We start from the raw sequence: 20,650 nt of genomic DNA on the forward strand, positions 1-20,650 counted from the left end.
AGCTAATAATCGCACCCTTATAGGTCAAATCGTGATTTAAGAAAACCAAGCCAACACCTCGTCTTTTGTTGGCATTGCGATTTCTAATTTCATTTTTTTACGCATTCCGCCCAAGTCGTTAAAAACTTTGTTTGGGTTAGCGTCTTTCAATTCAGGGATTGTATTAAAACCCATTTTTTGTAATACAGGCACCCATTCAGCTGGAATTCCTAGTGCTATATAATCTTCAGTTGAAGCAACTGTCGTAATCTTTTCTGGACGCATTTGAGGAAAGAATAATACTTCCTGAATAGAAGCATTATTGGTTAGGAACATGATTAAACGATCCATACCAATACCTAAACCAGAGGTTGGAGGCATACCATATTCCAGTGCACGTAAAAAGTCCTGATCGATAAACATGGCTTCATCATCTCCACGAGCGGATAATGCCATTTGAGCTTCAAAACGCTCACGCTGATCAATAGGGTCATTCAATTCAGAATAAGCATTAGCGATTTCTTTACCACACACCATCAATTCAAAACGTTCAGTAATCTCTGGATTATCCCGGTGCTTTTTAGTCAATGGAGACATTTCTTTTGGATAATCTGTGATAAACGTCGGTTGAATATAGTTTCCTTCACATTTTTCGCCAAAAATCTCATCAATTAATTTTCCTTTGCCCATGGTGTTGTTCACCGCAATTCCCATGTCTTTAGCCGCTTCAAAAATTTCTTGTTCAGATTTTCCAGTGATATCAAAACCTGTAAATTCCTTAATTGAATCGGCCATAGTAATCCTTTTATAAGGGGCACGGAAATCGATTTCATGTTCACCGAATGTCGTTTTCGTTGTTCCATTTACAGCAATTGCACAGTGTTCTAACAATTGTTCTGTAAACTTCATCATCCAGTTGTAGTCTTTATAAGCCACATAAATTTCCATTGCTGTAAATTCTGGATTGTGTGTACGATCCATTCCTTCATTTCTGAAGTTTTTTGAAAATTCGTAAACACCATCAAAACCACCCACGATCAAGCGTTTCAGATACAATTCATTTGCGATACGCAAATATAGAGGCATATCTAAAGCATTATGATGCGTTATAAATGGACGTGCTGCTGCACCCCCAGGGATAGACTGAAGAACTGGAGTTTCCACCTCCATATAACCTGCTTCATTAAAGAAGTTACGCATAGCGCTAAACAACTTCGTTCTTTTGACGAAAATCTCTTTATTTTGCGGATTAACAACAAGATCTACGTATCGCATTCTATAGCGTAATTCCGGATCTGTAAAAGCATCGTATGTTTTTCCTTCTGCAGTTTTTACAATTGGAAGAGGGCGTAATGACTTCGATAATACTGTTAATTTTTCAACGTGAACACAGATTGCTTCCGTTTGAGTTGTAAAAACATAGCCTTTGATTCCAACGATGTCACCAATATCTAATAATTTTTTAAAAACGACATTATACATCGTTTTATCCTCATCAGGACAGATGTCATCACGTTTTATATAAGCTTGAATACGGCCTGAACTATCTTGAATTTCGAAAAATGAAGCATTTCCCATGACACGACGGCTCATGATACGTCCCGCAATGCTTATATTCTTATAGTTAAGCTTATCTCTATCGTAATTTTTTAATATATCAGCAGCATTTGCACTGATCTCAAACTCTTCAGCCGGATAGGGGTCGATACCCAAATCCACAAGAGATTGCAATGCCTGTCTTCTTAATTGTTCCTGTTCGGATAATACAGTACTCATTGGTAAGGATTAAATAATATAAAAATCAGACAAAAATAGCTTTTTTTTTGCATTTATAGGAGCTCAAACTATTTTATATTTTATAAAATAATCCTGTAGCATAATGTTATTGGAGATCGTTATTAAACTGTACTTAATAAATAGCATGACAGAAATTGAAATAAAGACTTTTAGAATCTTAATTTAGAAAGTATTATTTTAGATGAAGATTAGCAAATTAATATAGTCTTATTTGAGTGAGCATTATACAATCATACTTTAAAAAGGGAAAGCAAGAAACACTGAAAGGTGCACTGGATGAGTGTTTGCGTGGTCGTGAGCAGGGGAAGGCTTTTGTCTATAAAAAGTACTATGGATACTTAATGGCTATCATTATTCGCTATGTCAAATCCGATGTAGATGCAGAAGAGTTAACAAATGAGGCATTTATACGAATTTTCAGACGTTTAGATTCTTTTAATCATTTGGTTGAAGAAGAAGTGTTAGAAAAATCATTTCGATCATGGATCGGTAGAATTGCAGCCAACATATCCATTGATTTTCTGCGATCAAAAAAGCAGATGATTTCATTAGAAGATGTGGCAGAAAATAGTATACATGTTCCCATGGTTTACAATTCAAGTAATTTAGAGGTTAGCGATATCATGAAGTTATTAGATTCATTGCCTGAATTGCAACGTATTATCTTCAATTTATATGAGATTGAAGGTTTTTCACATGATGAAATTGCAAAGCAGTTATTAATTCCCGATAGCACCTCCCGTACTTATCTTACTCGAGCAAAGCAAAAACTAAGGATGCTTTATTTGGAACAGAATAAGATAGGACAGGAATTTAAATAATAAGAAGTAGTTACTAAGATGACAAAAGAAAAAGATAAGGAATTGATAGACGACATCGTCGATAAAATGAAAGCTCATGAGCTTCCTTATTTAGAAGGGGCTTGGGAAAAATTTGCGTCAGATCATACTACTCTTGTTTCAAAAAAGCAAGTTAATTGGAAGTATTGGAGTGCAGCTGCAGCAGTATTATGTATTGCCAGCGCTTCATTTTTATATCTAAGACATCTACCTCAGGAAGATTTACCTGGTGTTGCACATCTAAAAATAACAGAAAAACTGGTTCAGAAAAAGGATGATTTAGATACAACAATCGATTCTCCGAGATGGTCATTCAGTGATCCGCAGAAAAATCGTACTGAAGCCAATTCCAATTCTACTGATCAAAGTCCTGTTCGTACCATAGATCATGATGAGCATAACATGCTTACTGCTGGACATGACTTGAGTTTTTCAACTCCTACTTTCAATGATCATGATCAAAGAAATGATTTTATCGATCCTCAACCTTCAACGATTAAAGAAGTTGTAGAAACAAAGAGAGAGGGAGTAAAGGATCATAATTTAGTAACCAATAGCAGTGTCAATAACACTAACGAGAGTACTCGTTCCATTGCTGAAAAACTGGAAAACCTCGGGTCCTTATATCCTGGTAATGCAGCAAAGCATGATTTTGCTTCAGCGATTAAAAAGTGGGAGATAGGAGCCTTTGTATCCCCGTCTTCGACTGTGGATAAGATGAGCTTAGGTGGTGGTTTAAGTCTAGCATATCAAGTCACGGATAAAATCAGTATTCGATCGGGAGTTTCTATGCAACAATATGGTGCAGGTGCAAATCGTCAAGATAATTTAAGCGCTGTGCAATCCGCAAATATCTCCTATAATGCAGTTGTATCCAATAATTCGATCGTCAGACATGATGAATCATTGCTATTGGCCAAACAGCAAGCTCCAAATAAAGAATTAAGTGCAGTAAATAATAAACTTTTGACCATTGATATACCCGTAGATGTACGCTATCATGTCACGAAGAGTTTCTATACTTCCGTTGGTGTATCTTACATAGGTGTTTTGGATCAAACGCAAGAAAATTATTTTGTCAATGGAATAAATGAGAATACTGCGGCAGATAATGGAAATGCAGTTTACGCACCAGAAAATATGAAACAATCCTTTAAGGGGAATGCGGTCAATACAAACGAGTTTAATGGATTTGTCAATTTCTCTGTTGGTAAAAAGATGCAGGTAGGAAAGAAATTGTCTGTAGCAGTCGAACCATTTGTAAAACTTCCTGTTGGCGGACTTAAGTCTACCGATTTTAACTATACCAACGGAGGTCTGAAAGTGGTGACCAGCTTTTAAATCTGGTCAATACGTACAGCACCCATTCCTGCAGCCAAAGCGCCCTGCACTCCAGGTACTCCATCTTCATAAACTAAACATTTTGATGGAGCTATCTGCAATCTCTCCGCTGCCAAAAGAAAAGGTTCTGGAGAGGGTTTGCCATGAGGCGTGTCACCCGCACATACCAAAGTTTCCAATTTATCCAATACATCAAGTACTGTTAAGGTGATATTTAGAGTCGATCTAGATCCTCCCGATACCGCTGCAATACGTTTTTTGCCAATTTGAAATTTTAAATGTTCGACAACATAGTCTATAGGTTGGGTTTCCTGAATAAAACGTTCTATAAAAATCGCTGATTTACGAGTTGAAAATTCTTGAACATCAAAAGATTTATTATAGCGAATACAAATTTCTTTTGCAACCGCGACAGTAGGCCAGCCCGCAGTTTCATCGATGAGACCATCATCCAATAATACATCATATTCTAGCGCCGTAGCGACATAGGCTGCTTTATGTGCACTTATATTATCGGCTAATGTACCATCTACATCAAATAATAAGGCTTCGTATGATTCCGCTATTTCATTAAGTTTATTAAATTTCGCTATTGATTCAGGTGACATATCTAAATTTTAAGTCTGCAAACTTACAAAAAAAGCTAGTCTTAACGACTAGCTTTTCTTCTTTGTTTTTCTTTTATGATTAAACCCAGTTCGCGACCTGTTTGGCCTGCAACCGAAGTATTTTCCTGTGCTCTCCGAAATAAATACGGCATTACAGCCTTAATTGGACCATAAGGCATATATTTTGCCACATTGTAGTTTGACTCAGATAGGTTGAATGTCAAATTATCAGACATCCCCAACAATTGTGCAAAATAGATGCGATCACTTCTATGGTCGATACCACGTTTGTCCAGTTCATTCGCTAACAAAAGACTGCTTTCCTCATTGTGAGTACCAGCCATCATGCCAAACCGATCGATATGATCCAATATGAAATGGATAGCAGCATCATAATCTTTGTCAGTTGCTGCTTTTGTTGGTTGGATAGGAGATGGGTAGCCCTTCTCAGCAGCTCTCTGTCTCTCAATCTCCATATAAGCACCACGTACTATTTTAGCCCCTATAAAGAAATTTTGCGTATTAGCATAGTCAAAATCTGCTTTTAATGATGCTAATTTATCGTGGCGATATAACTGGTAGGTGTTGTATACAATAGGTTGTTCTTTATTGTATTTTTCCATCATATCACGTGCGATATCATCAATAGCATCTTGGATCCAAGAGTGTTCAGCATCGATCAGTACCTTCACATTAGCCTCATAACAAGCTTTACAAATTTGATCACAACGATCATACATTCTGTCGTATTCCGCTTGTTCTGCTGTAGTTAATGTTTGGTTTGCATTTACTTTTTCAAATAGATCAAAACGACCTAATCCAGTAGGTTTAAATACGGAAAAAGGAATGTATTTATTAGTTTTAGCTGCAACTACCGTGCGTAAGGTTTCCTTAAAGGTAGCATCAAAAGCTGCTTCTGTATCCTCACCTTCTACCGAGTAGTCTAAAATCGTACCAACGTTATTTTCGCCCAAATGATTGATTGCTGCCGTGCAACCTTCAATTGTTTCTCCCCCACAGAATTGCTTAAAGATTGTTGATTTAATGATTCCTTGAATAGGTAATCCAATATTAAGTGCAAAATTAGTGATTGGAGGACCGACTTTTACTAAAAAGTTGCTAGCTATTACTTTGTAAAGTAAATAAGCACGATCTAAATCTTTATCGGTTTTACTTTTGAATGCAATTTCTGTATTATCAAAAGATAGTTTTCTGGTTTCAACAATCTGTGTCATCATTTTAATCTAATCCACACAAATGTAGTAAATTCAAAAATATTACCACTTATTGATTAGGAGATTCCTGAAATATTAACTTATTTTTGCTGTATGCAAACATTCAAAATCGAAGGAGAATATATTCCATTAATTCAGTTACTTAAAGCTTTAAACTGGGTGGAACATGGTGCTATGGCTCAATTAGTTGTGACTGAAGGTATGGTCATCGTTAATGGTGAGGTGGAGTACAGGAAAAGAATGAAAGTGAGACCTAATGATATCGTTGAATTTGAAGGTCAACAAGTAAAATTGGTATAATATTTAACAAAATTTGTTTATAAAAAACATCAACTGAACGCAATAGAAATGCAATTTATAGAAAGTTTAGGCTATCAAGTAGTCTTTGACGACTCATTACAGTCTCTAAAAACCTTTATACAAGAAAGAAATTACTCCAAGATTTTGGTCTTAGTTGATCGAAACACCAGTGATCATTGTTTACCTATTTTACAACCTATTTTGGCTGATCTCGGAAATTTTGATGTGATTGAAGTCGATCCTGGAGAAGAAAATAAGAACATTGATTTTTGTATCGGTGTATGGAATACCATGCTTGATTTTGGTGCAGATAGACACAGTCTGTTAATTAATTTAGGAGGTGGTGTGGTGACAGATATGGGTGGTTTTGCTGCTTCAACGTTCAAAAGAGGAATTGATTTTATTCAAGTTCCGACCACACTATTATCTCAAGTAGATGCATCCGTTGGCGGTAAGACTGGTATAGATTTAGATAATTATAAAAATATCATCGGTACATTTACTCAGCCTCAAGCCGTGTATATATCCAGCCTATTTTTGAAAACTCTGGAAAGAAAGCAATTGGTTTCGGGGTTTGCAGAAGTGATTAAACACGGATTGATTTTTGATGCTTCCTATTATAATACGGTCAAAAATCTTGACGTAAGTGCGATTAATTCAGAATATGTCCGACATTCGGTAGGAATCAAAAATACGGTGATCACACAAGACCCAAAGGAAAAGGGGCTTCGTAAAATATTAAATTTTGGACATACGATTGGTCATGCTATAGAAGGTTATTCATTAGTTCATGATGAGCAATCCCTACTTCATGGTGAGGCTATTGCAATCGGTATGATTTGCGAAGCTTATTTGTCGCACAAGTTGAATGGCCTTCCGTTGGAAGATCTACAAGATTTAATTGCCACATTTAGGAAAAACTTCAATGACTATAGATTTGATGATTCCATTGATCACGAGTTACTCAGTTTGATGAATAACGATAAGAAAAATCATTCCAATCAGATTGGGTTTGCTTTATTGAGTAAAATTGGATCATGTGATTATGATATTTTTGTTACGGAAGATTTAATTATTGAAAGTTTAGATTTTTATCGTAATTTAATAGCATAAACCTGATAATAGTTATGTCTAATCTTTTCAAAAAAATAGTATTCCTTTTTACAACATTTTGTGCAACTCAGGTGAGTGCTCAGGAGCGAATTTTAATTTTTTCAAAGACAACAGGATTTAGGCATGAAAGTATCGAGCATGGTGTTGCCGTATTAAAGCAATTAGCTTTACGGAATAATATGAAGGCTGATCATTCAGAAGACAGTCGCTTATTTACCGACTCTACGCTAGCAAAATACGATGCTTTAGTCTTTTTGAGCACAACGGGTGATATTTTTAATGAAAGTGAAAAAGCCGCATTTGTTCGCTTTATGCAGTCTGGAAAAGGATTTGTAGGCATACATGCCGCAAGTGATACCGAATATAGCTGGCCTTGGTATGGACAGCTTGTCGGTGGATATTTTGCTTCTCATCCAGCTGTTCAGAAAGCTAACATTAATGTTGTTGATCATGATCATTTAGCAACGAAACACTTACCTAAAGTTTGGTTTCATCGCGACGAATGGTATGATTTTAAATCAATGAAAAAAGGACTTCATATTTTAATGGAATTGGATGAGACCAGTTATAAAGGAGGAAAGATGGGAAAATTTCATCCCATTGCCTGGTATCAAGAGTTTGATGGCGGAAGATCATTCTATACCGGTCTCGGTCATACTGTAGATGCCTTTGATACTGAAAAATTTCAACAGCATATTATTGGGGGACTCCAATATGTAATGAAGAAAAAATAACAAAAGGGTAGTTCCATTAGTGTGCCCCAAATAGTGACGAACTATTTGGGGCCATTTTATTTTAGCTACCCAGTTGTTACTTTAATAGCTAATTGTATACTTTGCACCCAGCGTGTACCAAGTGCCAGGCATGGGTACTGCACCCGCTTCAATGTATTTCACATTAAACAGGTTTTGTGCATCTGCATAAATATTTAATTTGTTGATCTGATTTGCAAGACGAATATCTGATATATAGTACGATTTATACGAAAGTCGTTCATTGAAGCGATTAGCTGTGGTTAAACTCCAGTTTTTATGACTAACTGTCAAATTTACGTTAACCTGATTTCTCAAACTTTCAATAGCATATTTAGAGGCATTATTATGGTCATTCTCTATTTTAGGATTTAAGTAACTATAGCCCACTGTAGCATAATATTTTGTGTAAGCTTCTGGGGCATTCAAGTCTATACGTATATTAGCATTAAAACCCTGTACCTTATTGTGATCTATGTTTTGTGGTTGCCAAGGTTCAGTAGTTGCAGAACGCGTCCAGTCTATAAAATCATTAATTGTTCTGTAGAAATATCCAGCTTGTGCAATGATATGCGCATTCGTATATTTGACAGCCCCTTCAATTTGTTTAGCTCTTTCAGCTTGCAATTGTGGATTTCCAATGTTAGCAGGCCTTTGATTTAAATACAGATCTGTAAACGATGGTATACGTTGACTCGATCCCATATTAAAAATCAATTTCCAATTCGTATTCAGATCATATCCTAAATCTATTCCTGGAAATACTTGCCAACTGTAGTCACTGTTATAATTGACATAAGTACCCAAGTTGATATATAGATTTTTGATCATTTCAGTCTTGAATTCGATGTATCCACCATAGTTTTCACGACTGTGCTTACCTATATTGGAACTGGTTATATTTTCAAAACGACTTTCAACCCCTAATCCAAATGAACCGTAATTTTGATCGTAAGTAGCATTTAATTCTGCCATAAAAGCATTATTGTAATGTTGGCTTCTTGCTTTACTGAGGTCATGTCTAAAATAACGGTAATCGTCTTCATTATAACGATTAGAAATCCGAGGAGATAAAGTTATTGTTTCGGTGAGTTTATGTTTTGACTGTATGGTTGCAAAAGCTGTTTTAACCAATTCGTAAGATTCTTTATCTCCAGGAGAAGCGTAATAGCCATTTGCTCCAAACTGATTATCGATGTAGCCAATAGAGGTTGCAATATTATTTAAGCTATCTGGAGTATAAGTTCCTTGATAATAAATTTTATTGTTTTTTGATGCGGTGTTATAGCGCTGTCCATTTGAATCTTCATGTCCTAAATAAAGCTGCTGGTCAAACTTAGCGATCTTATTCATAATCCCCAACTGGAACCCCTTACCATAGTATTTTCCAGTTTTTGTATCCTCACTGTTTTGAAAAGAGCTTCCCGTGTATACATGAGCACTGATGAGGTTGCTCGTTGCTGATTTGGTGACAATATTAATCGCACCCGTTAAACTATTGATACCATAAATTCGAGATGCAGGACCCTTAATAATTTCAATACGTTCAATTGCTTCTGTTGGAATAGGAAGGTTAAGCGAATGATGTGCTGTTTGTGGATCAGATATTTTAGCTCCGTTTAACAGTATAAGTGTTTGCTCAAAAGACCCCCCATCAATGTTAACGTCAGCCTGCGAACCAAATGGCCCTCTTTGGCGCATATCGACACCATTTATATAGGCTAATAATTCATTAACAGAGCGTGCAGGCAACCGTTTGATATCTTCCTGCGTGATAATTTGAATATTTCTTGTTTGTTTTGTAAAAGGAATTTGCAATCGATTTTGATTGATGATCACCTCACTTAAATTTGTTGTATCTTTTAATCTTGCGACTTGATCACTATTCACTTGACTAAAAGCATAAGTAGATGCTACTAAAGCAAGTGCTAGTAGGGTAACTTTTTTACTCATAGGGCATGTCTTAAAATTTATGGGACAAAAGTAATTTCATCACGTCGTGTTTTAAGGTGCCGGTTTTTAAATTGTATCTAGTCCGGCTGATTTAGAGTTCTTCTCTACCCATATTTTTTTTATTTTTTGTATTGATCGGCGCCTCATCAATCGTCACTTTACCTATGTTTTTGAGGTTTGGTTGACCAGCTTCCACCCATGCAGAGTACCAAAATGCACCTACTTGTTGTATAGCGCCTGTCATTCTTCTTTCAACCATACCATTGAGTAGTTGATGATAAGCATTTGCATATTCATCCGAATAAGTTCTGATCAATATATTGTTTCGTTCAATGAATGCATATTTTTGATATTTTGAGAATGAATTGTTCAATTGTTTTTCAAGCATGAGTACAGAATCTACAAGTCGATTGCTTTCTTTTACGATATCCCAAGCGGTCGTTATTGGATCGCTAATAAACTGTGCCCGCCCCTTAATAAATACATATTTGTTAGAAAACATTTCGGGTAGACGACTTTCCCAGAAAGCATGTATACCTATTTGGTTAGTCAATTGTCCATTGTAATTTTTAGTGGTATGAAGCGGGACATGGGCATCCCCGATATAATGACCCAAATCTGCTGAAAATCGAATAATCTTAGGAATATCTTTATCTTTAAATGCCTGTACTAATTTGTTGTAACTGAAAGAGATTTGCCAAGGAACGATTCCAGTTAATAATAACTGTTTTTCTTGATATTTTTCTTTTGCTTTTGACCAATGTATCGGAATAGAGTCAATAGTAGGTTCATCAAAATCATCGATGTCGATATAATGACGAGTTGGTTCGAGACTATCGATGTAACATCTTTTATCTGCATCGACAGCTTTCTCACTAATTAAGAGAATATTTTTCTTATAAAAGGATGCTAATGTAGGAGGTAAGGTATATACAGCATATTCATTAATTTTTTTATGTGCAAAAAATCCCCAAGAACCGCATAGAAGAAAAATAATGAATAAAGAGATTATAAAGGATAATCTTTTCATAGTTCAATAATTGGTTAATAGAAAGTAAGTTACATACTATCATTTAAAATGCCAACTATTTATTCTCGAGAAATATAAAAACCTAACCTAAATTTAACTTTAATGTCATCAAAAATTTTTATTTTGGCGATAAATAATCGCGAAGTTTATGAAAATACTTTATGCGGTACAGGGTACAGGAAATGGTCATCTCAGTCGAGCTATGGATATTGTACCTTGTTTACGTAATTTTGGAGAAGTAGATGTATTGGTTAGCGGGACACAGGCTGATTTGGTTTTACCGTTTGAAGTAAAGTATCGATTACATGGTTTGAGCTTTATCTTTGGGAAATCGGGGGGAGTAGATCTTTGGAAGACATTTATGAGTTCCACGGTTCGCAAATTTACTCAGGAGATTAAATCACTTCCTATCGAACAGTACGATCTTGTTATCAATGATTTTGAACCCATATCTGCTTGGTCGGCCCATATGAAAGAGTATCCCTGTATTGGGTTGAGCCATCAGATTGCCGCTTTAGACCCGTCCAGTCCTAAGCCCGATGATACCGATATGTTGGGTAAATTTATCATGAAAAATTATGCTCCTTCTACCTATGCTTATGGATTTCACTTCAAAAGTTATAATAAAAACATATTTACTCCGGTTATTCGAAATTCTGTTCGTGGACTCGATGTGCAAGACAAGGGGCATTATACGGTATATCTACCAGCATATGATGATGCGCATCTCTTGAAGCATCTGATGAAATTTTCAGATATCAATTGGCAGGTATTTAGTAAACATAATTCGCGCGCTTTTGATATGAAAAATGTTTCCATACGTCCTATTAATAACGATGCCTTCATCACCAGTATGGCAAGCTCTTCTGGTGTTCTATGTGGTGCAGGATTTGAAACACCTGCTGAAGCATTATTCCTACAAAAGAAATTATTGGTCGTTCCGATGAAAAATCAGTATGAACAACATTTGAATGCCGCAGCTTTAGAAGAAATGGGGGTACCTGTCATATCTAGCCTTAAGCAAAAAAATATGTTGTCCATAGAAGCTTGGTTAAATAGCAAATCTCGAGTAGTAGTGGATTATAAAAATAATACTCAAGAAATTATTACTAATATTGTGACAAAACATACTTAAAATTTTATGAAATATATTGCTTTAGCATTACTGTCTTTGGCTACACTATCGGTATCAGCACAACAGAAAAAGAAAACCGTAAAAACAACGACAACGGTAAAACCATTATTATCCTCAAAAGCAGATTCTATCTCTTATGCTTTTGGACGCGATATTGGTGGTTCTTTAAAAAGTTTAGAAATTGCCGACTGGAATAAAGAACTGATAGGCAAAGCTATCATCAGTGCACTTGATGGACAGAACTCTTTAATTGCAGAAGATCAATTACGTGTTGTGATCCAAAATGCCGTTAATGAAGCCAGAGAACTTAAAGAAAAAGAGAATCTTGCAAAAGAGCAAGCTTTTTTTACTGAAAATGCTAAGAGAGCTACAGTCAAAAGTACGGAAGAAGGATTACAATATGAAATATTGGTCGAGGGTAATGGTGAAAAGCCTAGTCGTGAAAATGAAGTAACAGTGCATTATACGGGAACCTTATTGGATGGTAAAAAATTTGATAGTTCTCTTGATCGCAATGAACCCTTGAAAATGAAGTTGGATCGTGTGATTGAAGGTTGGAAAATAGGCGTGCCACTCATGTCCAAGGGAGCCAAATATCGATTTTATGTTCCTAGCAAATTAGGATATGGAAGTCAAAATATGGGTGCAATTCCGCCAAATAGTATTTTGATATTTGATATTGAGTTATTGGATTTTGTCAAAGATGCAGTATAATAAATTAGGTAAAACAGCTATAGAAGTTTCGGCCGTCGGTTTAGGGTGTATGTCCTTAAAGGGCAGTAAGCACAAGCAAGGCATAGAGCTCATTCGTAAAGCATTTGACAGCGGGATCAATTTCTTTGATACCGCTGATTTATATGAAAAAGGATTTAATGAAATGCTCGTTGGTGAGGCCGTACAAGATTTCAGGAAGGATATTGTGCTATCAACTAAAGTTGGAAACAGTTGGCGAGCTGATGGAAACGGCTGGGATTGGAAAGCCTCCAAGCATTATATTATCAAAACAGTTGAATCATCACTATCACGATTAAAAACAGATTATATCGATCTCTATCAGCTTCATGGAGGCACTATTGAAGATCCCATAGATGAAATTATCGAAGCATTTGAAACACTCGTCGATGCAGGTAAAATTCGAACCTATGGTGTATCCTCGATCCGTCCCAATGTCATTCGACAGTATGTGGCAAAATCAAATATAAGTGCTGTCATGATGCAGTATAGTTTACTTGATCGACGTTTAGAAGAACAAATTGCCGCTTATTTGTTGGAAAATCAAGTGTCGATATTGGCTAGAGGAGCAATCGCAAAAGGAATGTTAATCAATAAACCAGCTGAAAGTTTTTTACAATATAGTTCCAGTGAAGTGCAGCATATCATCCGCAATCTGAATGCTTTTGCTAAAAGACACGAAGTTAACAACCTCACCGCTGCGCTATCTTTTGTACTATCCAATGAAGCCGTGACTTCCGCGTTATTGGGCATAAATACCCCATTGCAAATGACCGAATTTATTCAAATTAAAGAACAGATTCGTCTTTTAAGTTTAACAGAAAAAAAAGAATTGTTAAGCGGTGTCCGTGCATTATATTTTACGGAGCACCGTTAATTTAGGAGGTGAAATAAGTTTGTATAATACGTTCCAGATCTTCTTTTGTATCGACAGCGATTGTTTCATGCTCTGTTTCCGCCGTTTGGATGGTATATCCATGCTCGATCCAGCGCAATTGTTCTAAAGCTTCTGTCTCTTCCAAAGATCCTATAGGAAGCGCTGTAAGTTTTTTTAAAACAGCGGTTCTATAACCATATATTCCAATATGTTTATAAAAAGTATGTTTTGAGAGCCATTGCTCATGTTCTACGCCTCTCAAGTAAGGTATCGTTTGTCTCGAGAAGTAAATTGCTTGTTCCTGAGCATTACGTACCACTTTTGGGATATTGACATTAAACAATTCTTCCGTTGTATGAATTTTTTTGACAAGCGTAGCTATTTGTGTATCCTCCTTATTAAAACAAGATGTGAGTAATTCGATCTGTAGCGGATTTATAAACGGTTCATCTCCTTGAATATTGATTGCGATATCAAACCCACTGATCTTAGATACCACCTCTGCACAACGATCTGTTCCAGATTGATGTGCAGATGATGTCATAGCGACATTTCCAGCAAAGCTACGCACATGCTCAGCTATCCGCTCATCATCTGTTGCTACGATGACCTCATGCAGACAACTTGCACTTTTTACTTGTTCATATACACGTTGAATCATGGATTTACCAGCGATATCAATTAATGGTTTTCCAGGAAATCTGGAAGAAGCATACCGTGCAGGAATAATACCTATTACCTTCATTATTTTAGCTTTAAAAGTAAAGCCAGTTTCTATCAAAAACTGGCTTATGAATTATATTATCCTATGTTGATTAAAACAAACCAAATAATTGGGATTCAATTTTTTCAACGATAGTACCTAAATCTTCTGGATTCTTTGTAAAATCTAAATTATCTTTATCAAGAATCATCAACTTACCCTCCTTGTAATTATCGATCCATTTATCATATTTCTCATTCAATTTGGATAAATAATCTAAACGAATGCCAGACTCATAATCGCGTCCACGAACCTGAATATTATTGACCAGGGTAGGGACTGAGGCTTTTAAATATATTAATAAATCAGGAGGTTTGATATAATGTATGATACTTTGAAAAATGTTACTATAATTTTCAAAATCACGCGCACTCATCAATCCCATATCATACAAATTTTCAGCAAAGATATAAGCATCTTCGTAAATTGTACGATCTTGGATCATATCAATATTTGTTTTTTGCAATTCGACAATTTGTCTAAAGCGACTATTCAAGAAAAAAATCTGCAAATTAAATGACCAGCGCTTCATGTCAGCATAAAAATCCTCTAAGTATGGATTATTGTCTACTGCTTCAAATTGAGGTTCATATTTAAAATGATCCGCTAATAATTTTGTTAGGGTTGTTTTTCCGGCACCAATATTTCCGACAATAGCAATATGCATATTTTTGGGTTTAAATTCTTAATAAAATCTTTTAATACCAATGATCTCGCGCACCTCTTTCAATGTTTTACGAGCTGATTCACCAGCTTTTTCGGCACCTAGCTTAGCCACTTTAGCAATATAATCATTGTCATTTGATATATCTTCAATTCGCGAACGCACCGGTTCAGTCGTGTTGACCATATCTTCTGCTAGTTGCTTCTTAAAGTCACCGTACCGAATGGCGCAATTATTATATAAATCTTCAAAATGTTGTAAGGTATCAGCACTTGAAACCACTTTCATCAAATCAAATAAATTTTGAATAGATTCTGGTTTAGGTTGGTTCATTTCCGTAGGACCTGAATCTGACACAGCACGCATGACTTTTTTGCGAATCACATCTGCACTATCCGATAGATAGATGCAATCTGCTTCACCGTTAGATTTGCCCATTTTACCTTGTCCTGCCAATCCTGGTATTTTAACAAGTTTATCCGAATAACTAAAAGCAAACGCTTCTTTAAAGTAATCGACATCGTACAAGCGATTAAAACGATTACCAAATGTTCTGGTCATTTCCAAATGTTGCTCTTGGTCTTTGCCAACAGGAACTTTTGTACCATGATGAAGTAAGATATCACAAGCCATCAAAACAGGGTAGGTAAGCAGTCCGGCATTGACATTATCGGGATTGCTACGTACTTTATCTTTAAAAGCTGTTGCACGTTCGAGCTCACCTAAATAAGCATTCATATTCATATACAAGTATAATTCGGAGACTTCTGGTACATCCGATTGTACATATATTGTTGATTTTTCAGGGTCTATACCAGCCGCAAGATACTCCACAATCACTTGGCGAACGGTAGTTTGAAGACCGTGAGGTGTTGGGTGAGTCGTTAAAGAATGTAAATCGGCAATGAAAAAATAACAATTATATTCATTTTGCATTTTCACAAAATTGCTTAATGCGCCGTAGTAGTTTCCTAAATGTAATTTTCCGGTACTTCTAATACCACTGACAACAGTTTCCATATTGCTTGCGAATTTAAGTATAAATTCCTTAAATATTGTTCTGCTGACTTTTTCTTTTCCTTTTTTTCTTTTACTTTAATTTAGGTTAGGGTCAATACCGCTAGAGCTGCGGAAATACTTATTCTAGTTAACGATCACTAGAATAATTGCAACTTAAGGTTAAAAATAAAATTTCATCCATAACTTCATCCATTTTAATCGATCTCTACATTGTCGCTAGAAAATCCAGTTCAGTTTTCTAATTTTAGTAATGTTTTTAGGCTTTTAGTAGGTCATTTAAAACTTATTGTTTGTTAAGCTATAACGAGCCTAAATAGTAGATCTGCCGCTAACTTGGCGGTATGATTATCATAATCATACTCTGGATTAAGTTCTGCAATATCTATACTTACGAGCTTTTCAGAAGCAATGATATGCGTATATATGTCAAGGAAAAATGCGTCGGGAACAATACCATTAAAGGCAGCCGCACTAACTCCTGGAGCATAGCTTGCAGCAAATACATCCAGATCTATTGTTAGATATAGATGATCAATCCCGCTGATGAATGCATCGATTTGATCTAGGATTACTTTTTTATTGCGATCCCGAAAATCTTGTGACTCTATCCAATTAATTTGATACTCTCTTGCGGTATCAAATAAAACTTGAGTATTGCTGATCTTTTGTATCCCAATAGGTAGGTAATTCAGCTGTTTTTCCAATTGTGCGATCTGATAGAAACCCGTACCTGATGTTGGGATTTCATGTTGCGGTTTCCTGATGTCAAAGTGAGCGTCAAAATTAATGATGCCAAGTTTATTCTTGTAATTAGCTTTGAGACCTAAGTAATGGCCAAAGGTGATTTCATGTCCACCCCCCAGTACGATCGGGAATCCTCCACGCTGTAGAATAAGGTGGATCACAAAACCAAGTGCATCTTGGGAATTTTCCAGTTGCTTATCTTTGCAATGGATTGTCCCAGCATCAATCAGCTTCGTTTTCTTATTCCGAAATACAGGAAGGTTTGCAAGCGTTTGCTTTAAGATTTCAGGACCCTTTGCCGCACCGGGCCTCCCCAGATTTCGCAACACACCCTCATCACATGCAAAACCTAGTAGCACATAACTGCCGCTAAGATCCAGCTCATCCCTGAGATCAATGCAATGAATAATTTGATGCCATCTTAAATGCTCCTCTGTCGTACCATCTATACGACCAGACCATTTTTTTAAATCTGCCCGATCATAATAGGTCCAATGCCTAGTCTCCATATTCTTCAAAAATTTGATTTATTGCTGCTGTTTCAACACGATTTGCCAACGTTACTTTTAGGGATTTAGTTCTTGCCAATTCGACTTCAATAGCCTGTCTAGCCGTATCATTTCGAGCCCATGCACGACGTGCTATACCATTGTTCACATCATAAAAAAGCATATTTTCGAGTTTTCGATCTGCATCTTCAGAGCCATCCAACAACAAACCAAAACCGCCATTAATAACCTCACCCCAACCAACACCACCACCATTGTGAATAGAGACCCAAGTCGCTCCTCTAAAGCTATCACCGATGACATTATGGATAGCCATATCTGCTGTAAATTTGCTTCCATCATAGATGTTACTAGTTTCCCTGTAAGGAGAATCTGTTCCGCTGACATCGTGATGATCTCTTCCCAGTACAATTGGAGCACTTAATTCGCCATTTCGGACAGCCAGATTAAATGCTTTTGCTATTCGTATTCTACCGATCGCATCAGCATACAAGATTCGAGCTTGAGAGCCTACAACCAGTTTATTTTGGTCAGCTTGTTCAATCCATTTGATATTATCCCCCAATTGTTGCTGAATTTCGGCATAAGCTGTGTTTTGTAAGTCTTTTAGAACGTTTAATGCTATTTGATCTGTCGTTTTTAAATCATCTGGATCCGCAGAAGTACATACCCAACGAAAAGGGCCAAATCCATAATCAAAGCACATCGGTCCTAAAATATCTTGTACATAAGAAGGGTAACGGAAATTGATACCATCCGTTGCCATTACCTCTGCTCCGGCACGGCTACTTTCTAGTAAAAAAGCATTACCGTAATCGAAGAAGTACGTGCCTCGTGCGACATGATCGTTGATTGCCTTCACGTGACGAATTAACGATTGTTGTACTTCTCTTTTAAATTGTTCCGGTTTTTCCGCCATCAAGACATTCGACTCTTCAAAGGTTAATCCGATAGGGTAGTAGCCACCTGCCCAAGGATTATGCAAAGAAGTTTGATCAGAACCTACGGTAATCTGAATGTCGGCGTGCAGGAAAGATTCCCAGACTTCGATGATATTGCCTATATAAGCGATGGCAACAATTTGTTTGTCTTCAATAGCTTGCCTCACAAAAGTAATGAGTTCATGCATATTTTCTATTAATACATCTACCCATCCTTGCTCATATCTTTTGCGAGCAGCAGCAGGATTAACCTCTGCGCAGACGGTAATGCAGCCAGCTATATTGCCCGCTTTAGGTTGTGCACCACTCATTCCCCCCAATCCCGAAGTCAAAAATACCTTGCCATGTATACTTTCCTCTTTTGACAATTGCTTTCGAAAAGCATTCATGACCGTTATGGTAGTACCGTGGACGATACCTTGGGGTCCGATGTACATATAGGAGCCAGCTGTCATTTGACCATACTGTGTCACACCCAGGGCATTATACTTCTCCCAATCATCAGGTCTAGAATAATTTGGAATCATCATACCATTGGTAATCACAACCCTTGGAGCATCTTTTGACGAAGGAAATAATCCCATAGGATGACCGCTATACATGTGCAGCGTTTGATTATCGGTCATTTGAGCTAAGTATTGCATGGTCAATACATACTGTGCCCAATTTTGAAACACAGCACCATTTCCACCATAGGTGATGAGCTCATGAGGATGTTGTGCAATAGCGGGGTCGAGGTTGTTCTGAATCATCAGCATGATACTTCGCGCTTGAAGACTTTCGCCAGGATAGTCCGCAATTGGTCTTGCATACATCGTATAGCTGGGGCGAAAACGATGCATGTAGATACGTCCAAATTGTACTAATTCTTGAAGAAACTCTTTTCCCAATTCGACATGCCAATCCATAGGAAAATAACGAAGCGCATTTTTTATCGCTAATTTTTTCTCTTCTTTGGATAAGATGTCTTTACGTTTAGGAGCATGACTTACACTCGCATCATAAGCAACTTTTGGAGGTAAATGCTTAGGTATTCCCTGTAATATTTCGTCTTTAAAAGTTAACATGTTTCATCTCCTTTTATATAAATCAAAGTTCCTTTCTTCCATACCTGAATAGGTTTTAAAGTACCTTGGCTGTAAGTGATATTTTGATAATTATTGGTTTTGTAGACAACAAAATCAGCAAATTCTCCCTTTCGCAGTCTTCCCCGGTCGCTCAAATGGAGCGCTTGAGCAGCCCGGTATGTAATTGCAGCAAAGAGTTCAGCATTTGACAATTTTTCTGCAGTTGCTAGAATAGTAGCCTGTATCATGAGTTGACCCATTGGCGCAGATCCCGGATTCCAGTCAGTAGCAATAGCTAAGCAGGCCCCGCGGTCCAAGAGCTTTCGAGCAGGAGTGAACGCGCAACCGATACCAATTGACGCACCTGGCAATGCGACAGCAACAGTATGGCTATTTGCCAATAATTCAATTTCCAAATCGGTTGATGCTTCCAGATGATCTGCACTTACTGCTTCAAATCGAACTGCAACCGCAGATCCTGATGTTGAAAATTGATCAGCATGTACCGTGATGTCAAAGCCCATTTCTTTAGCTTTGCTGAAGTACTGTTCAATCTGATCGGCAGTGAAAGCACTTTTTTCAATAAAGGCATCAATTCTGTTGGTCAGCTGTTCACTTTTTAATACTGGGAAAAGCTCATGAGCGATTTCATTCAGGTAGTCTTTACTGCTACCCGTATAGTCTTTGGGCTTCATATGAGCTGCTAGACAAGTCGGAATCAAGTCAACTGAAAGAGCTTGTTGTGCTTTTTTGATGGCACGCAGTATTTTTAGTTCCTCTTTGATGGATAACCCATATCCACTTTTAACTTCAATAGTGGTGATTCCTTGTGCTAATAATTCTTTTGCATAGTGGACGATATGTGCAGTCAAGTCCGATTCGCTGGCCGCTCGAGTATGCAGTACGGTACTCCAGATACCTCCACCTGATTCTGCAATTTCAAGATAGCTGGCACCAGCATTTCGTAATGCAAAGTCATTTGCTCGATTTCCAGCAAATGCTAGGTGCGTGTGGCAGTCGATATAACCTGGGACACATACGGTATCGCCTTCCGTCAATAGCAGTTCTGCCTCGTTATGTACACTTTTTTTTAAATCATGATAGTCGCCAATCGCGACTATTTTACCGTCTTCAACCACTATGCCAGCGTTTTTCGCAATTTCGATCTGATCATCTCCTAACGCTCCTTTTAATGGCGTTTTATCAAATGATAGCAATTGAGAGAAGGGACCAATTAATATTTTATCCATT

At 37.0% G+C, this 20,650-nt stretch carries 19 protein-coding genes; 8 read left to right on the forward strand and 11 right to left on the reverse strand.

Annotated features, from left to right (window positions below):
- Positions 1–36 precede the first annotated feature (36 nt).
- Positions 37–1,755, reverse strand: a complete 1,719-nt coding sequence (gene lysS / locus AC06G9_RS08215; protein WP_094771630.1) for a lysine--tRNA ligase — start codon at positions 1,753–1,755, stop codon at positions 37–39.
- Positions 1,756–1,991: 236 nt separating this feature from the next.
- Between lysS and AC06G9_RS08220 the strand changes: the two genes are divergently transcribed.
- Positions 1,992–2,597 (forward strand): RNA polymerase sigma factor, encoded by a 606-nt coding sequence (locus AC06G9_RS08220; protein WP_045754491.1) that lies wholly within the window; start codon positions 1,992–1,994, stop codon positions 2,595–2,597.
- Positions 2,598–2,615: 18 nt separating this feature from the next.
- The gene (locus AC06G9_RS08225; RefSeq protein ID WP_480957855.1) at positions 2,616–3,956 is read left to right on the forward strand and encodes a hypothetical protein; all 1,341 of its coding nucleotides are present in this window, start codon (positions 2,616–2,618) and stop codon (positions 3,954–3,956) included.
- Here the strand turns inward: AC06G9_RS08225 and AC06G9_RS08230 are convergent.
- Complete coding sequence (locus AC06G9_RS08230) at positions 3,953–4,564, reverse strand: HAD family hydrolase (RefSeq protein ID WP_045753559.1); 612 nt, start codon at positions 4,562–4,564, stop codon at positions 3,953–3,955. The genes AC06G9_RS08225 and AC06G9_RS08230 overlap by 4 nt on opposite strands.
- A gap of 41 nt (positions 4,565–4,605) precedes the next feature.
- On the reverse strand, positions 4,606–5,799 hold the full coding sequence (locus AC06G9_RS08235) for a proline dehydrogenase family protein (RefSeq protein ID WP_045755412.1): 1,194 nt from the start codon (positions 5,797–5,799) through the stop codon (positions 4,606–4,608).
- Between the two features lie 93 nt (positions 5,800–5,892).
- Between AC06G9_RS08235 and AC06G9_RS08240 the strand changes: the two genes are divergently transcribed.
- From AC06G9_RS08240 to AC06G9_RS08250, 3 genes are read left to right on the forward strand one after another with little or no spacing between them, the layout of a single operon-like run.
- Positions 5,893–6,099, forward strand: coding sequence for an RNA-binding S4 domain-containing protein (locus tag AC06G9_RS08240; RefSeq protein WP_045753558.1), 207 nt, complete (start codon positions 5,893–5,895; stop codon positions 6,097–6,099).
- Between the two features lie 48 nt (positions 6,100–6,147).
- Entirely contained in the window at positions 6,148–7,212 is a 1,065-nt protein-coding gene (gene aroB, locus AC06G9_RS08245; protein ID WP_346569165.1) for a 3-dehydroquinate synthase, read from the forward strand.
- 14 nt (positions 7,213–7,226) lie between these two features.
- On the forward strand, positions 7,227–7,946 hold the full coding sequence (locus tag AC06G9_RS08250) for a ThuA domain-containing protein (protein WP_248754131.1): 720 nt from the start codon (positions 7,227–7,229) through the stop codon (positions 7,944–7,946).
- Between the two features lie 81 nt (positions 7,947–8,027).
- Here AC06G9_RS08250 and AC06G9_RS08255 read toward each other — a convergent pair whose 3' ends face one another.
- Together AC06G9_RS08255 and AC06G9_RS08260 are read right to left on the reverse strand one after the other, a co-directional pair.
- On the reverse strand, positions 8,028–9,917 hold the full coding sequence (locus tag AC06G9_RS08255; RefSeq protein ID WP_480957856.1) for a TonB-dependent receptor plug domain-containing protein: 1,890 nt from the start codon (positions 9,915–9,917) through the stop codon (positions 8,028–8,030).
- A 91-nt stretch (positions 9,918–10,008) separates the two neighbouring features.
- Positions 10,009–10,947 carry a zinc dependent phospholipase C family protein gene (locus tag AC06G9_RS08260; RefSeq protein ID WP_293925282.1) on the reverse strand — a complete coding sequence of 313 codons (939 nt, stop codon included), beginning with the start codon at positions 10,945–10,947 and terminating at the stop codon, positions 10,009–10,011.
- A 148-nt stretch (positions 10,948–11,095) separates the two neighbouring features.
- Between AC06G9_RS08260 and AC06G9_RS08265 the strand changes: the two genes are divergently transcribed.
- The 3 genes from AC06G9_RS08265 to AC06G9_RS08275 are packed head-to-tail and all read left to right on the forward strand — an operon-like array spanning position 11,096 to position 13,691.
- On the forward strand, positions 11,096–12,082 hold the full coding sequence (locus AC06G9_RS08265) for a glycosyltransferase family protein (RefSeq protein ID WP_045753553.1): 987 nt from the start codon (positions 11,096–11,098) through the stop codon (positions 12,080–12,082).
- Between the two features lie 6 nt (positions 12,083–12,088).
- Positions 12,089–12,796 carry an FKBP-type peptidyl-prolyl cis-trans isomerase gene (locus AC06G9_RS08270; RefSeq protein ID WP_045753552.1) on the forward strand — a complete coding sequence of 236 codons (708 nt, stop codon included), beginning with the start codon at positions 12,089–12,091 and terminating at the stop codon, positions 12,794–12,796.
- The gene (locus tag AC06G9_RS08275; RefSeq protein WP_480957857.1) at positions 12,786–13,691 is read left to right on the forward strand and encodes an aldo/keto reductase; all 906 of its coding nucleotides are present in this window, start codon (positions 12,786–12,788) and stop codon (positions 13,689–13,691) included. Before AC06G9_RS08270 ends, AC06G9_RS08275 begins: the two co-directional genes overlap by 11 nt.
- Before the next feature lies 1 nt (position 13,692).
- On the opposite strand, the gene kdsB is transcribed toward AC06G9_RS08275, so the two are convergent.
- The 6 genes from kdsB to hutI all read right to left on the reverse strand — a co-directional run bounded on the left by kdsB (position 13,693) and on the right by hutI (position 20,649).
- Entirely contained in the window at positions 13,693–14,436 is a 744-nt protein-coding gene (kdsB, locus tag AC06G9_RS08280) for a 3-deoxy-manno-octulosonate cytidylyltransferase (protein ID WP_293925279.1), read from the reverse strand.
- 70 nt (positions 14,437–14,506) lie between these two features.
- A complete protein-coding gene (locus tag AC06G9_RS08285) occupies positions 14,507–15,121 on the reverse strand; it encodes a deoxynucleoside kinase (RefSeq protein ID WP_094771620.1) in 615 nt (204 codons plus the stop codon).
- Positions 15,122–15,139: 18 nt separating this feature from the next.
- Positions 15,140–16,138, reverse strand: a complete 999-nt coding sequence (trpS, locus tag AC06G9_RS08290) for a tryptophan--tRNA ligase (protein ID WP_045753548.1) — start codon at positions 16,136–16,138, stop codon at positions 15,140–15,142.
- 293 nt (positions 16,139–16,431) lie between these two features.
- Positions 16,432–17,391: a formimidoylglutamase gene (gene hutG, locus AC06G9_RS08295; protein WP_045753547.1), complete on the reverse strand. Its 960-nt coding sequence runs from the start codon at positions 17,389–17,391 to the stop codon at positions 16,432–16,434.
- Positions 17,381–19,399 carry a urocanate hydratase gene (locus AC06G9_RS08300; protein ID WP_480957858.1) on the reverse strand — a complete coding sequence of 673 codons (2,019 nt, stop codon included), beginning with the start codon at positions 19,397–19,399 and terminating at the stop codon, positions 17,381–17,383. The genes hutG and AC06G9_RS08300 overlap by 11 nt, the downstream gene beginning before the upstream one ends.
- A complete protein-coding gene (gene hutI / locus AC06G9_RS08305) occupies positions 19,393–20,649 on the reverse strand; it encodes an imidazolonepropionase (RefSeq protein ID WP_480957859.1) in 1,257 nt (418 codons plus the stop codon). Before hutI ends, AC06G9_RS08300 begins: the two co-directional genes overlap by 7 nt.
- Position 20,650 lies beyond the last annotated feature (1 nt).

Source organism: Sphingobacterium sp. MAE, assembly GCF_056711605.1.

Excerpts from the sequence above, each read along its gene's own strand:
- hutI (WP_480957859.1), bottom strand. The coding sequence starts at position 20,649 with ATGGATAAAATATTAATTGGTCCCTTCTCTCAATTGCTATCATTTGAT.
- AC06G9_RS08270 (WP_045753552.1), top strand. The coding sequence starts at position 12,089 with ATGAAATATATTGCTTTAGCATTACTGTCTTTGGCTACACTATCGGTA.
- AC06G9_RS08300 (WP_480957858.1), bottom strand. The coding sequence starts at position 19,399 with ATGTTAACTTTTAAAGACGAAATATTACAGGGAATACCTAAGCATTTA.
- trpS (WP_045753548.1), bottom strand. The coding sequence starts at position 16,138 with ATGGAAACTGTTGTCAGTGGTATTAGAAGTACCGGAAAATTACATTTA.
- aroB (WP_346569165.1), top strand. The coding sequence starts at position 6,148 with ATGCAATTTATAGAAAGTTTAGGCTATCAAGTAGTCTTTGACGACTCA.
- AC06G9_RS08235 (WP_045755412.1), bottom strand. The coding sequence starts at position 5,799 with ATGACACAGATTGTTGAAACCAGAAAACTATCTTTTGATAATACAGAA.
- AC06G9_RS08240 (WP_045753558.1), top strand. The coding sequence starts at position 5,893 with ATGCAAACATTCAAAATCGAAGGAGAATATATTCCATTAATTCAGTTA.
- AC06G9_RS08250 (WP_248754131.1), top strand. The coding sequence starts at position 7,227 with ATGTCTAATCTTTTCAAAAAAATAGTATTCCTTTTTACAACATTTTGT.
- AC06G9_RS08265 (WP_045753553.1), top strand. The coding sequence starts at position 11,096 with ATGAAAATACTTTATGCGGTACAGGGTACAGGAAATGGTCATCTCAGT.
- AC06G9_RS08225 (WP_480957855.1), top strand. The coding sequence starts at position 2,616 with ATGACAAAAGAAAAAGATAAGGAATTGATAGACGACATCGTCGATAAA.
- AC06G9_RS08260 (WP_293925282.1), bottom strand. The coding sequence starts at position 10,947 with ATGAAAAGATTATCCTTTATAATCTCTTTATTCATTATTTTTCTTCTA.
- hutG (WP_045753547.1), bottom strand. The coding sequence starts at position 17,391 with ATGGAGACTAGGCATTGGACCTATTATGATCGGGCAGATTTAAAAAAA.
- AC06G9_RS08285 (WP_094771620.1), bottom strand. The coding sequence starts at position 15,121 with ATGCATATTGCTATTGTCGGAAATATTGGTGCCGGAAAAACAACCCTA.
- AC06G9_RS08275 (WP_480957857.1), top strand. The coding sequence starts at position 12,786 with ATGCAGTATAATAAATTAGGTAAAACAGCTATAGAAGTTTCGGCCGTC.
- kdsB (WP_293925279.1), bottom strand. The coding sequence starts at position 14,436 with ATGAAGGTAATAGGTATTATTCCTGCACGGTATGCTTCTTCCAGATTT.
- lysS (WP_094771630.1), bottom strand. The coding sequence starts at position 1,755 with ATGAGTACTGTATTATCCGAACAGGAACAATTAAGAAGACAGGCATTG.
- AC06G9_RS08255 (WP_480957856.1), bottom strand. The coding sequence starts at position 9,917 with ATGAGTAAAAAAGTTACCCTACTAGCACTTGCTTTAGTAGCATCTACT.
- AC06G9_RS08230 (WP_045753559.1), bottom strand. The coding sequence starts at position 4,564 with ATGTCACCTGAATCAATAGCGAAATTTAATAAACTTAATGAAATAGCG.